At 67.0% G+C, this 15,077-nt stretch carries 11 protein-coding genes; 8 read left to right on the forward strand and 3 right to left on the reverse strand.

Going from position 1 to position 15,077, the window contains the following annotated elements; genetic code table 11:
* The first annotated feature begins 561 nt into the window (after positions 1 to 561).
* The gene (locus tag QQL87_RS24985; RefSeq protein ID WP_502871213.1) at positions 562 to 1,935 is read left to right on the forward strand and encodes an NAD(P)-dependent oxidoreductase; all 1,374 of its coding nucleotides are present in this window, start codon (positions 562 to 564) and stop codon (positions 1,933 to 1,935) included.
* Between the two features lie 3 nt (positions 1,936 to 1,938).
* Entirely contained in the window at positions 1,939 to 3,264 is a 1,326-nt protein-coding gene (preA, locus tag QQL87_RS24990; RefSeq protein WP_284421633.1) for an NAD-dependent dihydropyrimidine dehydrogenase subunit PreA, read from the forward strand.
* Between the two features lie 6 nt (positions 3,265 to 3,270).
* On the opposite strand, the gene QQL87_RS24995 is transcribed toward preA, so the two are convergent.
* Positions 3,271 to 3,936, reverse strand: a complete 666-nt coding sequence (locus tag QQL87_RS24995) for a TetR family transcriptional regulator C-terminal domain-containing protein (RefSeq protein ID WP_284421631.1) — start codon at positions 3,934 to 3,936, stop codon at positions 3,271 to 3,273.
* A gap of 218 nt (positions 3,937 to 4,154) precedes the next feature.
* Between QQL87_RS24995 and QQL87_RS25000 the strand changes: the two genes are divergently transcribed.
* The 6 genes from QQL87_RS25000 (at position 4,155) to QQL87_RS25025 (ending at position 10,724) form a co-directional block, all read left to right on the forward strand.
* A complete protein-coding gene (locus QQL87_RS25000) occupies positions 4,155 to 4,940 on the forward strand; it encodes an ABC transporter ATP-binding protein (protein WP_284421630.1) in 786 nt (261 codons plus the stop codon).
* The gene (locus QQL87_RS25005; protein WP_284421629.1) at positions 4,933 to 5,877 is read left to right on the forward strand and encodes an ABC transporter permease; all 945 of its coding nucleotides are present in this window, start codon (positions 4,933 to 4,935) and stop codon (positions 5,875 to 5,877) included. Before QQL87_RS25000 ends, QQL87_RS25005 begins: the two co-directional genes overlap by 8 nt.
* A gap of 128 nt (positions 5,878 to 6,005) precedes the next feature.
* Positions 6,006 to 6,851: an ABC transporter permease gene (locus tag QQL87_RS25010; RefSeq protein WP_502871217.1), complete on the forward strand. Its 846-nt coding sequence runs from the start codon at positions 6,006 to 6,008 to the stop codon at positions 6,849 to 6,851.
* A 44-nt stretch (positions 6,852 to 6,895) separates the two neighbouring features.
* Positions 6,896 to 7,885: an ABC transporter substrate-binding protein gene (locus tag QQL87_RS25015; RefSeq protein WP_284421626.1), complete on the forward strand. Its 990-nt coding sequence runs from the start codon at positions 6,896 to 6,898 to the stop codon at positions 7,883 to 7,885.
* Between the two features lie 110 nt (positions 7,886 to 7,995).
* Positions 7,996 to 9,453 (forward strand): dihydropyrimidinase, encoded by a 1,458-nt coding sequence (hydA, locus tag QQL87_RS25020; protein WP_284421624.1) that lies wholly within the window; start codon positions 7,996 to 7,998, stop codon positions 9,451 to 9,453.
* Entirely contained in the window at positions 9,450 to 10,724 is a 1,275-nt protein-coding gene (locus tag QQL87_RS25025) for a Zn-dependent hydrolase (RefSeq protein ID WP_284421622.1), read from the forward strand. Before hydA ends, QQL87_RS25025 begins: the two co-directional genes overlap by 4 nt.
* Positions 10,725 to 10,745: 21 nt before the next feature.
* Here QQL87_RS25025 and QQL87_RS25030 read toward each other — a convergent pair whose 3' ends face one another.
* Entirely contained in the window at positions 10,746 to 13,904 is a 3,159-nt protein-coding gene (locus QQL87_RS25030) for an efflux RND transporter permease subunit (RefSeq protein WP_284421621.1), read from the reverse strand.
* Complete coding sequence (locus QQL87_RS25035) at positions 13,897 to 14,910, reverse strand: efflux RND transporter periplasmic adaptor subunit (protein ID WP_284421620.1); 1,014 nt, start codon at positions 14,908 to 14,910, stop codon at positions 13,897 to 13,899. Before QQL87_RS25035 ends, QQL87_RS25030 begins: the two co-directional genes overlap by 8 nt.
* Positions 14,911 to 15,077: the final 167 nt, after the last annotated feature.

Here is a 15,077-nt window from a genome sequence, read left to right on the forward strand (position 1 = left end):
GAGGAAGCACGATGCCGCCCTGCGATGGCTCCTGAGGTCGCATTGCAGAGCCCGACCGAGTGGGTGAATGTGGCATCCGCCGACGCCATGACCATCGCCATCCCCTCATCCGCACCGTCGCGCACGAACTAACAGCCTGAGTCCTCCTGCACCCGGTTCCGAGCTGCACGGCACTGGGACCGGAAATCCTGCGGGCAAACCTGGTGCACCGCAGCGTTCACGGCACGCGATGCGCAGCCTTGAGGAGACGTCGACCCCGACGTGGCCGTCCGGCCCGCGCGCCGTCGAGGCGGAGTCTGAGATCTGAGATCGGGCGGCCGCTCGCGCAGGACGTGTAGCAGACATCCCGTCGCTCAAAGGCTCGGCAATTCCTGCTGCCGGATTTGGCAATGCGCCGGTCGCGGAGGCAACGAACTGATCAGTACGCAGGCGCGCATCTTTTTCATCACGATGCCGCATGTCGACGTTTGACAAATTTGATCATCTGGTCAAATCTTGCAGGGTGAGATCGTTCTTCGGACAGGCCGCCTTGCGGTGAGCGTCAATGGCAGGAGGATCAGCTTGAGCAACGAATTGGCCGTCGGTCTCGCAGGCCACAGGATCTCCGCCGAGCAGTGCCGCGACAATTTCAAGGACCTGGTCGCGCCGCTCCATCCCAACGAAGCGCGCCTCGCCGCCGAGCGCTGCCTGTTCTGCTACGACGCGCCCTGCGTGACGGCGTGTCCGACCGAGATCGACATTCCGCTCTTCATCCGGCAGATCGCGAACGGTCTTCCGGTGGCGGCTGCCAAGACCATCCTCGACGCCAACATCATGGGCGCGATGTGCGCCCGCGTCTGCCCGACCGAGAACCTCTGCGAAGGCGCCTGTGTGCGCGAGTCATCCGAGGCGCGCGCGGTGGAGATCGGACGCCTGCAGCGCCATGCGACCGACGCACTGTTTGCGAGCGGGCGCCAGCTCTATCGCGCAGCGGCTTCCACGGGAAAGAGGATCGCGGTGGTCGGCGCCGGCCCGGCTGGGCTGTCGTGCGCCCACGCGCTGGCGCGCCAAGGCCACCAGGTGACGATCTTCGAGGCGCGGCCCAAGGGCGGCGGGCTCAACGAATATGGCATCGCCGCCTACAAGGTGACCAGTGACATCGCGCAGGCGGAGCTCGCCTATATTCTTGCCGTGGGCGGAATCACCATCGAATACGGCAAGACGCTCGGCCGCGACATCACCCTGGCCAGCCTGAGGGCGGATCATGATGCGGTGTTTCTCGGTGTCGGCCTCGGCGGCACCAACGGGCTCGGACTCGGCGATATGCCGGCGGGCGTCAGCGATGCGGTCGCGTTCATCGCCGCGCTGCGGCAGGCGCCCGACAAGACGGCGCTGCCGATTGGCCGCAATGTGATCGTGATCGGCGGCGGCATGACTGCGATCGACGCGGCGACGCAGGTCAAGCTGCTCGGTGCGGAATGCGTCACCATTGCTTATCGCCGCTCCAAGTCGGAGATGCCGGCCTCGCCCTATGAGCAGGAGGTGGCGCAGGTGCGCGGCGTGCTGATCCGCGAACATTTGGCGCCGGTCGCGTTCGAGCAGGCCGACGGTGTGGTGTGTGGCGTCACCTTCGAGCGGACGCATAGCGAAGGCGGCCGGCTGGTTCCGACCGGCGAGCGTCTCACGCTCCAGGCCGACCAGGTGCTGACCGCGATCGGCCAGACGCTGGTCGCGAGCGATCTTGCCGACAGTGGTCTCGCCTTCGAGAAGGGCCGCATCGCGGTCGACGATGCGCGCCGCACCAGCCTTCCCGGCGTGTGGGCCGGCGGCGACTGCGTCGCCGGCGGCAACGATCTCACTGTGGCCGCCGTCGCCGACGGCAAGGCGGCTGCCGCGTCCATCATCGCAGCGCTGCAGCCTGCAGCGGCCGCAATCCCTCATCACGCAGGAGCTTGAGCCGTGGCCGACCTCCGCACCAGCTTCGCCGGCATCACCTCGCCCAACCCGTTCTGGCTGGCCTCGGCGCCGCCGACCGACAAGGCCTACAACGTCGTCCGCGCCTTCAAGGCCGGCTGGGGCGGCGTGGTCTGGAAGACGCTCGGCGAGGATCCGCCGATCGTCAATGTCAGTGGGCCGCGCTATGGCGCGATCCATGGCAGCGACCGCCGCGTCATCGGCTTCAACAACATCGAGCTGATCACCGACCGGCCGCTCGAGGTCAATCTGCAGGAGATCACGCAGGTCAAGCGCGACTGGCCCGACCGCGCCGTCGTGGTGTCGCTGATGGTGCCGTGCGAGGAGCCGAACTGGACCGCGATCATCGGGCGTGTCGAGCAGACCGGAGCCGACGGCATCGAGCTGAATTTCGGCTGCCCGCATGGCATGAGCGAGCGCGGCATGGGCGCCGCGGTCGGCCAGGTGCCCGACTACATCGAGATGGTCACGCGCTGGTGCAAGGCGGCGACGCGGATGCCGGTCATCGTCAAGCTGACGCCGAACGTCGCCAGCATCCTGCCGCCGGCGGAAGCCGCGAAACGCGGCGGCGCCGACGCGGTGTCGCTGATCAACACGGTCAATGCGCTGATGGGCGTCGACATCGACCAGATGGCGCCGTGGCCGCATATCGACGGCTACGGCACCCATGGCGGCATGTGTGGCTCGGTGGTCAAGCCGATCGCGCTCAACATGGTCTCGGCGATCGCGCGCCATCCGGCGACGCAGGGCCTGCCGATCTCGGGCATCGGCGGCATCGAGAAATGGCGCGATGCCGTCGAGTTCATGGCGCTGGGCGCTGGGAACGTCCAGGTCTGCACCGCCGCCATGGTCTATGGCTTCAAGATCGTCCAGGAGATGATCGCCGGCCTGTCCGAGTGGATGGACCAGAAGGGCTATGCGCGAACCGAGGATTTCGTCGGCCTCGCCGCGCCGCGCAAGACCGAGTGGCAGCATCTCAACCTCGACTATGTGGTGAAGGCGCACATCGACCAGGACCTCTGCATCAAATGCGGCCGCTGCCATATCGGCTGCGAGGACACCTCGCACCAGGCAATCACCAGCCTGAAGGACGGCCAGCGGCACTTCGAGGTGATCGAGGAGGAATGCGTCGGCTGCAATCTCTGCGCGGTGGTGTGCCCGATCGAGAACTGCATCACCATGGTGCCGCTCAGGGAAGGCGAGGTCGATCGCCGCACCGGCCTCAAGGTTGGCGGCCACCGCACCTGGCTGGAGCATCCGAACAATCCGATGGCGACGAACCCGAGGCCCGCCAAATATGCCGCGGAGTAGTCCGGCTCACTCCTGCGCCGGCCCGAGCACGGCGTCGAGGATCGACTGCCGTGCTGCGGTGAAGAAGGCGGGATGATCAAGCGTGCGGCCGGTGATGGCCTCGACCTGTGTGGAGAAATCGGCGTAATGCTGCGTCGTCGCCCAGATCATGAAAATGAGATGATGCGGATCCCGTCGCGGCAGTCTGCCCTGCGCCATCCAGCGCCGCAGCAAGGTCACCTTGCCGTCGACCTGCTGCTTGAGGTCGTCCTGCAGCACTTGGCCGAGCACCGGCGCGCCGCGCATCACCTCGATCGCGAACAGCCGCGACGCCTTGGGATGGTCGCGGGCATATTCCAGCTTCGTGGTGATGTAGTCGGTCAGCGCCGCGCGCGGGTCGCTCTGCGGCTCGATCCTGGCCAGCGGCACCAGCCACATGTCGAGCGTCCGCTTCAGCACCGCGAGATAGAGATCCTGCTTGGTGCGGAAGTAATACAGGAGGTTCGGCTTCGACAGGCCGGCGAGATCGGCGATGGCGTCGATGCGGGCGCCGGCGAAGCCGTCCATGGCGAACACCGAGAGCGCGGCATCGAGGATGCGCTCCACATTGGCCTCGCCGCCGCGCGTCTTGGCTCGCGTCTTGGCGCGGGTCTCCGTATCAGGCGTCGCCACCTTGCGGGCCTTGCGTTTCATGGTCGTCCGCGCCACCGCCATCAGACAGTCCGTTGCAATTCGATGAGATCGTGTAGATTGGTTCGCGCGCAGCATGCAATGAATCTGACCAGATGGTCAAATCTTGCGCAGGCGGATCGGACGTTGTCTCGATCAAAGCCTGTGAAATCAGGGAGCAGGGCATGGCATACCGCTTGCTTCGATGCGATCCATCGAGCTGTGCCGGAGAAGGGTGAGCTGTGAGCGCGCAGACGGCCATCGACATCCGCAACCTGTCGCTGACCTTCCAGACCGGCGACGGCCCGGTCTATGCGCTTGCTGACGCCAACCTCACCATCGCCAAGGGCGAGTTCGTCTCCTTCATCGGCCCGTCCGGCTGCGGCAAGACCACGCTGCTGCGCGTGATCGCCGATCTCGAGCAGCCGACATCCGGCAGCATCAGCGTCAACGGCCTGTCGCCGCATCAGGCGCGTCTGAAGCGGCAATATGGCTACGTGTTCCAGGCGCCGGCGCTCTATCCCTGGCGCACGGTGGAAGCCAATGTGATGCTGCCGCTCGAAGTGTTCGGCCTGCCGAAAGCCGAGCGACGGGAGCGGGCGCGCAAGCATCTCGACATGGTCAGGCTGTCGGGCTTTGCGAAGAAATTTCCGTGGCAGCTGTCCGGCGGCATGCAGCAGCGCGTCTCGATCGCCCGCGCGCTTTCGTTCGAGCCGGAGCTGCTGCTGATGGACGAGCCGTTCGGCGCGCTCGACGAGATCGTGCGCGACCAGCTCAACGAGCAGCTCGTCAAGCTCTGGAACGAGACCCGCAAAACCGTCGTCTTCGTCACGCATTCGATTCCCGAGGCTGTGTTCCTGTCGTCGCGCATCGTGGTGATGTCGCCGCGGCCGGGACGCATCATCGATGTCATCGATTGCGACTTCGGCTTGGACCGCACGCTGGACATTCGCGAGAGCCCAGAGTTCCTCAAGGTCGCGCACCGGGTCAGGGAGGGGCTGCGCGCCGGCCACAGCTACGATGAGTAGCGTCGCGCTGCAGACGCCGCGCGAGGCTGCCGCGCCCCACCGGGTGTGGGACGGCCTGCGGCGCGGCGCGCTGGTCCCGGTGCTGACCTTGACGGCGATCATCCTCGCGGTGTGGTATCTCGCGTGCCTGCCGATGAATCGCGACCTGCCGCAGCTCGCGCGCGTCGAAGGCCTGGCCAACCGCTACGAGGCGGCCTGGAGCCTGGAACGGCCGGTGCTGCCGGCGCCGCACCAGATCATCACCGAGCTGTATGCCTCGACCATCGGGACAAGGCTGCTTCGCGAGACCGCCGACGGTCTCGTGCTCAATCCGCGCAATCTGCTGACCCATGCCTGGGTGACGATCTCGGCGACGCTGGCGGGCTTCGTCATCGGCGTGACGCTCGGCATCGCGCTGGCGGTGGCGATCGTGCATGTCAATGCGCTGCGCCGCAGCCTGATGCCATGGATCGTGGCCAGCCAGAGTATTCCGATCCTGGCGATTGCGCCGATCATCATCGTCGCGCTCGGCTCGGTCGGCATCGTCGGCCTGCTGCCGAAGGCGGTCATCTCGGCCTATCTGTCGTTCTTCCCGGTCACCATCGGCATGGTCAAGGGCCTGACCTCGCCGGACGCGATGCTGCTCGACCTGATGCGCACCTACAACGCGTCGGGGACGCAGACCTTCGTCAAGCTGCGCTGGCCGGCCGCGATGCCCCTGCTGTTCGCGAGCCTGAAGGTCTCGATCTCGATCAGCCTGGTCGGCGCCATCGTCGGCGAACTGCCGACCGGCGCGCAGGCCGGTATCGGCGCCCGTCTGCTCTCTGGCTCCTATTACGGCCAGACCGTGCAGATCTGGTCGGCGCTGGTGATGGCGGCGATCCTCGCCGCGCTGCTGGTGGCGCTGATCACGCTCGCCGAGAAGCTGACGTTGAAGGCGATGGGAGCGCGGCCATGAGCGCCATCATGTCCTCCCCATCCGAGCGCAAGCCGACGCTGTCGCTGGCGGGATCGCTCGCGGCTGGAGTCGCGTTCGCGATCCTCGCACTGATGTTGGCCCATCGCGGCACATCGGGTCCGATCGTGATGACCCTGGCGCTCGCAGCCTGGGCCTGCGCTTGGTTTACGAACGTGATCTGGAGCCGCGCGCAAGGTTTGCCGCCGATGCTGACGCGGCTCGCGGCAGTCGCGGTGCCGCTGCTCTTCGGCCTGACCCTGGTATTCCTGTGGGAAGTGATCTGCGTCGGCTTGAAGGTGCCGACGGTGCTGCTGCCGGCGCCGTCGCTGATCCTGTCGCGGCTGTTCGCATCATTGCCTGTGCTCGGCGCCGACTTTGTGCAGACCTTCGTGCGCGCGGCCCTGCCGGGCTGGCTGATCGGCTCGGCCGCCGGCTTCCTGGTGGCGCTCGCCTGCGACCGCTCCGACTTCCTGCGCCGCGGCCTGATCCCGATCGGCAACTTCATCTCGGCACTGCCGATCATCGGCATCGCGCCGATCCTGGTGATGTGGTTCGGCTTCGACTGGCACTCGAAGGCCGCCATGGTCGTCGTCATGACCTTCTTCCCGATGCTGGTGAACGCGGTCGCTGGGCTCGCCGCGGCGGGCCGGCTCGAGCGCGACCTGATGCATAGCTACGGCGCCTCCTGGCTGCAGACCCTGATGAAGTTGCGGCTGCCGGCGGCGATGCCGTTTCTGTTCAATGCGCTCAAGATCAACGCGTCGCTGGCGCTGATCGGCGCGATCGTGGCGGAGTTCTTCGGGACGCCGACGCTCGGCATGGGATTTCGCATCTCGACCGAGGTCGGCCGAATGTCGCTCGACATGGTGTGGGCGACGATCGTGATCGCCGCCATCGCCGGCTCCGCCTTCTTCGGCGCGCTGGTGCTGCTCGAGAAACGGGTGACGTTCTGGCACCCGTCGAACCGGGGTTGAAACGAAGTCTGTTGGTTTGTGGTGTTGAACAGGGGAGACGACGGATGCTGAAGAGATTGATGCTCGGCGCGGCGCTGCTGGTGGGACTCGCGGCTCCTGCCTCGGCCGATGACAAGGTGACGTTGCAGCTGAAATGGGTGACGCAGGCGCAGTTCGCCGGCTACTACGTCGCCAAGGACAAGGGCTTCTACAAGGCGGAGGGACTCGACGTCACCATCAAGCCCGGCGGCCCGGATATCGCCCCGCCGCAGGTGATCGCGGGCGGCGGCGCCGACGTGATCATCGACTGGATGCCGGCCGCGCTTGCCGCGCGGGAAAAGGGCGTGCCGCTGGTCAACATCGCCCAGCCGTTCAAGCGCTCCGGCATGATGCTGACCTGCCGCAAGGATTCCGGCGTCGCAACCTCCGCCGACTTCAAGGACAAGACGCTCGGCGTCTGGTTCTTCGGCAACGAATATCCGTTCATGGCCTGGATGGCCAAGCTCGGCTACAAGACCGACGGCTCGGCCGGCGGCGTCAAGGTGATCAAGCAGGGCTTCAACGTCGACCCGCTGATCCAGAAGCAGGCCGCCTGCGTCTCGACCATGACCTATAACGAATATTGGCAGGTCATCGACGCCGGGCTGAAGCCTGAGGACCTCGTGGTGTTCAACTACACCGACCAGGGCGTCTCCACCATGGAGGACGGCCTCTACGTGCTCGAGAGCAAGCTGTCGGATGCGGCCTTCACGGCGAAGATGGCGAAGTTCGTCAAGGCGACGATGAAGGGCTGGGAATTCGCGCGCAGCAATCCGGACGAGGCGGTCAAGATCGTGCTCGACAATGATGCGACCGGCGCCCAGAAGGAGGCGCATCAGAAGCGCATGATGGGCGAGATCAACAAGCTGACCGCAGGCTCCAACGGCAAGCTCGACCCGGCCGATTTCGATCGCACCGTGACGACCCTGCTCGGTGCCGGCGGCGACCAGCCGGTCATCACCAAGAAGCCGGAGGGCGCCTGGTCCCACGCGGTGATCGATGCCGCGCTGAAATAGGCGCGCGCCATCACCAGCAATCCCGGCTGCAGCCTCTCGCGGTGCTGCAGCCATCCCATTCCAGATCACCAAGCTCGACACGACCACGCCATCCAGCCGGAGGAGCGCTCATGACCATTCTCATTCGCGGCGGCACCGTCATCAACCATGACCATTCCCGCCGCGCCGACGTCCTGATCGAGGACGGCAAGATCGTCGCCGTGGCCGAGGGATTGTCGGCCCCGACCGGAGCTCAGGTGATCGACGCCGGCGGCTGCGACATTCTCCCCGGCGGCATCGATCCGCACACCCACATGGAACTCATGTTCATGGGCACGGTGTCGGCGGATGATTTCGAATGGGGCACCAAGGCGGCGCTGTGCGGCGGCACCACGATGATTGTCGACTTCTGCATTCCCGCGCCGGGCGAGTCGATGCTGAAGGCCTATCAGGACTGGCGCCACAAGAGCGAGAAGGCGGCCTGCGACTACTCCTTCCACATGGCGGTGACGTCCTGGACCAAGGAGACCTATGAGGACATGGAGGCCGTGGTGAAGACCTACGGCATCAACACCTTCAAGCATTTCATGGCCTACAAGGGCGCGCTGATGGTGAACGACGACGAGCTGTTCAACTCGTTCTCGCGCTGCGCCGCGCTCGGCGCGCTCCCGCTGGTGCATGCCGAGAACGGCGACGTCGTGTTCCGCCTGCAGGAGACCCTGATGGGCAAGGGCGCGACGGGACCTGAGAACCACGCCTATTCGCGGCCGCCCGAGGTCGAGGGCGAGGCCACCAACCGCGCCATCATGATCGCCGACATGGCGGGCTCGCCGCTCTATGTGGTCCACACCTCCTGCCGCGAGGCGCATGAGGCGATCGCGCGCGCCCGTGCCGCCGGCAAGCGCGTCTATGGCGAGCCGCTGATCCAGCACCTCGTGCTCGACGAGGATGAGTATCGCAATCCCGATTGGGACTATGCGGCGGCGCGCGTGATGTCGCCGCCGTTCCGGCCGAAAAAGCATCAGGACTCGCTGTGGGCCGGGCTGCAGTCGGGCTCGCTGCAGGTGGTGGCGACCGACCACTGCTCGTTCACGCGCGAGCAGAAGCGGCTCGGGCTGAACGACTTCCGCATGATCCCGAACGGCACGGGAGGCGTCGAGGACCGGTTGCCGGTGCTGTGGACCAAGGGCGTCAACACCGGGCGCCTGACCAAGGAGGAGTTCGTCGCGGTGACCTCGGCGAACATCGCGCGCATCCTCAACATCTATCCGCGCAAGGGCGCGGTCGCGGTCGGCTCCGACGCCGATCTCGTGATCTGGGATCCAGCTGCCACCAAGACCATCTCGGCCAGGACCCAGACCAGCCGGATCGACTACAACGTGTTCGACGGCATCGCCTGCACCGGCGCGCCGCGCATCACGCTGTCCGGCGGCCGCATCGCCTGGCAGGACGGCGAGCTGCGCGCCGAGAAGGGCGACGGACAGTTCATCGCCCGGCCGCCATTCCCCGCGAGCCACGTCGCCAACAGCACCTGGAAGGAATTTTCGGCGCCGAAGCCGGTGTCGCGCAGCATGCCGGTGGTGCCATGAGCGAGACCGTGACAACTCCGGCCAAGTCCGATCGCACCAATCTGTCGATTGATCCGCAGCGGCTGTGGGACAGCCTGATGGAGACGGCGCGCTTCGGCGGTACGGCGAAAGGCGGCATCTGCCGGCTCACGTTGTCCGATGACGATCGCAAGGTCCGCGACTGGTTCAAGCGCGCCTGCGAAGCGGTCGGCTGCATCGTCGCCGTCGACGATTGCGGCAACATGTTCGCGCGCCGCCCGGGCAAGCGGGCTGATCTCGCGCCGATCTGCATGGGCTCGCATCTCGACACCCAGCCGACCGGCGGCAAGTTCGATGGCGTGCTGGGCGTGCTCGGCGCGTTGGAGGTGATGCGCACGTTGCACGCGACCGGCTACGAGACCAACGCGCCGCTGGAGATCGTCAACTGGACCAACGAAGAGGGCTCGCGCTTCGCGCCGGCGATGCTGTCGTCCGGCGTATTCGCCGGCGCCTTCACGCGTGACTTCGCCTATTCGCGCCGCGACCGCGACGGCAAGGAGTTCCAGTCCGAGCTGGCCCGCATCGGCTACAAGGGCAGCGAGCCGGTGGGTAGCCGCAAGATCGGCGCGATGTTCGAGCTGCACATCGAGCAGGGGCCGATCCTGGAAGCCGAGGGCAAGACCATCGGCGTCGTCACCGGCGTGCAGGGCATGCGCTGGTACGAGGTGACGGTGCAGGGCCAGGCTGCGCATACTGGTGCGACGCCGATGCATCTGCGCAAGAACGCGCTGCTCGGCGCATCGCGCATGGTCGAGCAGATCCACGCGATTGCGATGAAGTACGCGCCGGATGCTGTCGGCACGGTTGGGCTGATGGATGTCAGGCCGAACTCGCGCAACGTGGTGCCGGGTGAGGTGTTCTTCTGCGTCGACTTCCGCCATCCCGACGAGACCGTGCTGGAGACGATGGAGCAGGACTTCCGTGCCGCGCTGAAGGACACGATCGCACCGCTGGGGCTGACCTATGACGAGAAGCGCATCTGGGACAGTCCGGCCGTCCGCTTCGATGCCGAGATGATCGATTGCGTGCGCGGCGGTGCCGAGAAGGCGGGCTACGCCACCCGCGACATGGTGTCCGGCGCCGGCCACGACGCCGCCTATATCGCGCGGGTCGCGCCGACCACCATGATCTTCGTGCCCTGTGCCGGCGGCGTCAGCCACAACGAGTCAGAATCGACCTCGTTCGACGAATGCGGCGCCGGCGCGCAGGTGCTGCTCGAAGCCGTGCTCGCCTATGACCGGCGGTTCGGCTGAGGACGGACCGCGGCCGCGCGATTAGCGCATGGCGGCGGCGCCTCTGTCACGCGCCGTCTTCGCGTTGCCGACGAACCGCCCGAACCGCAGCGCCAGCGTCGGCAGCACCAGCAGGTTCAGCGCCATCGAGGTCAACAGGCCGCCGAGGATGACGAGGGCCATCGGGCCCTCGATCTCGCGGCCCGGCTCGCCTGCGCCGAGCGCGAGCGGCAGCAGGCCGAGCCCGGTCACGAGCGAGGTCATCAAGATCGGGACGAGCCGGTCGGCGGCGCCGGCGATCGCGGTCTCCAGTCCCCATGGACGGTCTTCGACGACGACCAGGTGCTCGTAGTGCGAGATCATCAGGATCGAGTTGCGCAGCGCTATACCGAACAGCGTGACGAAGCCGACCATCGAGCCCAGCGATAGCACGCTGCCGGTCAGGGCGACGGCGATGACGCCGCCGACGAAGGCAAAGGGCAGGTTGACCAGCACCAGCACGAGGTTGCGCCAGTGGCCGGTGACCAGCGACAGCAGCAGCACGATGCCGATCGTCGCCAGCAGCGAGTTCATCAGCAAATCGCGCCGTGACCTGGCCTGGGCTTCGGCGGCGCCGGTGAACTCGACATGGGCGCCGGGCGGCAACTTGACCTCCTTGGCGATCTTCCGCTTGGCCGCGGCGACGAAGGATTCGAGATCGCGCTCGCTGACATTGGCGGTCACCGTCTGCACGCGCTGCCCATTGCGATGGAGCACGACGTAGCGGCCCGCCGTGCCATAGACGTCGGCCACCTGCTTCAGGAGAACATAGGCGCCGCTGGAGGTCCGGATCGGCATGTTGCCGATCTCGGTCGGGCGGGCGCTCGCATCGGGATCGAGCTTGACGATGACGTTGAAGACGACGTTGCCTTCATAGGCCTGGCCGACCACGTCGCCCTGATAGGCGGTGCGGATCAGCTCGAGCACCTCGACCGCATCGAGGCCCCAGGACTGCAGATCGGTGGGGCGCAGGGTCACGTTGACCTGCGGCATGCCCGGCGGCGACTGCCGCTGAATGTCGATCGCGCCCCAGACCTCGCCGAGCTCGCGCGCAATGTCGTTCGCCGCGCGCTCGAGATCGTCGAGGTCGGGACCGAACACGTTGATGACCACCGCCGCGTTGAAGCCGGACAGCGTCTCCTCGATGCGCTCCGTCAGGTAGGTCTTGATCGAGACGTTGATGCCGGCGAAGTTGGCGAGTGCGGCGCGAATGCCCTGCTCGGCGCGCTCCTGTTCCGCGCCCGACAGGCCGGGCTTCAGATCGACTTCGATCTCGCTGGAATGGGTGCCCGCGGTGTCGACGCCGGCTTCGGCGCGGCCGGTATGCTGGGCGACGCTGCGCACCTCGGGCACGCTGCGCAGGGCTTCTGCGATCAGCGCCCCGAGCCGCAGCGATTCGTCGAGCGAGGTGCCCGGCAGCGTCGAGACATGGACGATCAGATGGCCCTCCCGCAGGTCGGGCAGGAAGGTGCCGCCGAACAATGGCACCAGGCTGGCGCCTCCGACCGTCACCAGCAGGGCGGCGGCCATGACCAGCTTGGGGAAGCGGCTGAGCCGCCGCAGCAGCCGCGCGTAGTGATGGCGCGACCAGCGCACCAGCGGCGGCTCGCGCTCGCTGTGCTGCTTTCGGCCGGCCAGCAGCATCATCGACAGCGCCGGCGTGACCGTCAGCGCGACGATCAGCGAGGCCACCACCGCCAGGATGTAGGCGATGCCGAGCGGGCCGAACAGCCGGCCGGCGAGGCCCGGCAGCGCCAGGATCGGGATGAACACCAGAAGCACCGCGAAGGTCGCGTAGGCGACGGCGCCGCGCACCTCGAGCATGGCGTCGTAGACGACGCGGGCTTCGCTGCGCGGTGACGGCAGGCTGCGATTCTCGCGCAGCCGGCGCACCACGTTCTCGACCCCGATCACGGCATCGTCGACCACCTCGCCGATCGCGATCGCAAGTCCGCCGAGGGTCATCGTGTCCAGGCTCTGCCCCATCCATTGCAGGGCCAGCACCGCCGAGAACAGCGACAGCGGGATCGCAGTGCAGCTGATCAGCGAGGTGCGCCAGTCATAGAGGAACAGGAACAGCACGATGATGACCAGCGCGCCGCCGATCAGAAGCGCCGACAGCACGTTCTGGGTTGCGGCATCGATGAAGGTTGATGGGCGAAACAGGTCGGCATGCAGCTGGACCTTCTCGCTCTCCAGCGCCGGGCGCAGCTCCTGCAGCGCGGCCTCGACGCGCGTGGCGACGTTGCGCGTGTTGTCGCCGTATTGCTGGCTGATCATCATCATGATGCCGGGCTGGCCGTTGATCAGCGCGCCGCCGATCGGCGGCTCCGGCGCGTTGACGATGGTGGCGACGTCACCGAGCACGACGCTGGCCCCGCCCTGGTGCAGCAGCACCGTGCGCGCGAGCTGCTCGGGTGTCAGCGACTGGCCCTGCGTCTGCAGGATGACGCGCTGATTGGCGGTGTCGACGAAGCCGGCGCCGCGCACGCCGGTGGCCTTGCGCGCGGCGGCCACGACGTCGTTCATGCCGACGCCGAAACGGACGAGGTCGTCGGAGCGCACCTGCACCTGCAGCGACCGGATGTCCCGGCCGTAGGTCGTGACCTGCGCCACGCCGGGCACCGCGAGCAGGCGGCGGCTCACGGTCCAGTCGGCGATGGTGCGCAGATCCATCAGCGAGCGCTGCCCGGAGGTCAGCCCGATCACCAGCACCGTGCCAGCCGCCGGCACCAGCGGCGTCATCGACGGCGCCCGCACGCCCTGTGGCAAGCCGTTGGTGACGACAGTAAGCCGCTCCGTCACCAGCTGCCGCGCCCTGTACACGTCCGTTCCCGGCTGGAAGATCACCGCGACCACGGATAGCCCCTGGATCGAGGAGGAGCGCATGCTCTCGACGCCGGCGAGGCCGTTGATCGAGGTCTCGATCGGCTGCGTGACCAGCACTTCGACCTGCTCCGGACTGAGGCCGGGCGCCTCGGTCTGGATCGAGACCTGCGGCGGCGCGAATTCCGGAAACACAGCGTATTTGGCGCTGCCCAGCGAGAACAGGCCATGACCGAGAATGGTGCAGGCAAGCGCCAGCATCAGGCCGCGAAAGCGGAGAGCGAACGAGACCAGCGCAGCCTGCGGCCCGGTGGCCGCGCGACGACCGTCAATCATCGTCGCCGCCGCCGCGAAGCTCGCTCTTGGCCTCTTCCGACAACAGCACCTGCGCGCCGCGCAGCACGATCTCGGAGCCCGACGGAATGTCCTGCACGACATAGTCGTCGTCGGACACCGGCTGGTCGGTGCGGATCGGGTGCCGCCTGAAGGTCTCGGGACCAGCGCGCAGATAGACCCAGGCGCGGCCCTGCCATTGCACGATGGCGGTGTCCTCGATGAAGACGCCGTCATAGGACTTGCCCGAGGGCACGTAGGCGATGGTGTTCATGCCGGGTAGGAGCCCGCTGTCGCCAGCGGCGACGAAGTAATAGCTGACGCCCTGGATGCGCGGGTCCGTGCGCGGGGCGGGGGACAAATAGCGCAGATCGATGTTGACGCTGCGCGTCGGCGCCTGGGCGAGCGCCGCGCGCGGCGGCTCGGCCAGGGTCACGCCCGGCGGCAGCGTCACCTGGACCAGCAATTGCTCGCGCTCGATCAGTTGCACGACTTGCGGAGCGCGCTCGATGATGCCCTTTCCGATCACTGCGCCCCATTCCTGCCGCGCGGTCGCCATCAGGGTCTTGACCTGCGATTCCGCGGCGGCGAGCGCGGCCTGGTCGGTCCGGAACGTCCCCTCGGCCGCCTCGGCGTCCTTGCGCGGCATTGCTGCCGACTGCACCAGGTCGCGGGCGCGCTCGAAGGCGAGCCTGGCGACGTCCAGCCTGGCCTGCGCCGTCTGCAGCTGGGCCTGGGCGTTGGCATAGTTGTTGGTGAGCTCGGTGAGCCTGGCGACATCCAGAACCGTGCCATAGGCGCGAAACTGCTCGGGATGGGATTCCGCCGCCAGCACCGCCGTCTGCAGTCCGATTTGCTTCTGCTGCGTCGCGGAAAGCTTGACGGTCGCAGGCTCATGGCCGGCCTGCCCCGCCGTTTCCGCCTGCGCGTGTCCGCTCCAGGAAGAGCAGATCAGCGTGACCAGGATTGCACCGCATGCGGCCGCAGCTCTCATCGGAAGCCAAACCATCGCGTGCCGGAGCCATCGGTCGGAGAACGTCTGGACGACGTTGTTGTCGTTGCGACAACAGCTACTTGAGCTTTTCGGGGGTTTCAAGCAGCACCCTCCGTGGTGATCACGGGCGTCGGATTGCGATGCGCCAGCGAGCGCATGTGGCGCCGCATTTCGTGCACGAG

It is taken from the genome of Bradyrhizobium sp. SSBR45G (genome assembly GCF_030159255.1).
GTDB lineage: Bacteria > Pseudomonadota > Alphaproteobacteria > Rhizobiales > Xanthobacteraceae > Bradyrhizobium.

Coding starts and splice junctions, on each gene's coding strand:
- QQL87_RS24995 (WP_284421631.1), bottom strand. CDS start 3,936: ATGAAACGCAAGGCCCGCAAGGTGGCGACGCCTGATACGGAGACCCGC.
- QQL87_RS25005 (WP_284421629.1), top strand. CDS start 4,933: ATGAGTAGCGTCGCGCTGCAGACGCCGCGCGAGGCTGCCGCGCCCCAC.
- QQL87_RS25010 (WP_502871217.1), top strand. CDS start 6,006: ATGACCCTGGCGCTCGCAGCCTGGGCCTGCGCTTGGTTTACGAACGTG.
- QQL87_RS25015 (WP_284421626.1), top strand. CDS start 6,896: ATGCTGAAGAGATTGATGCTCGGCGCGGCGCTGCTGGTGGGACTCGCG.
- hydA (WP_284421624.1), top strand. CDS start 7,996: ATGACCATTCTCATTCGCGGCGGCACCGTCATCAACCATGACCATTCC.
- QQL87_RS25025 (WP_284421622.1), top strand. CDS start 9,450: ATGAGCGAGACCGTGACAACTCCGGCCAAGTCCGATCGCACCAATCTG.
- QQL87_RS25030 (WP_284421621.1), bottom strand. CDS start 13,904: ATGATTGACGGTCGTCGCGCGGCCACCGGGCCGCAGGCTGCGCTGGTC.
- QQL87_RS25035 (WP_284421620.1), bottom strand. CDS start 14,910: ATGGTTTGGCTTCCGATGAGAGCTGCGGCCGCATGCGGTGCAATCCTG.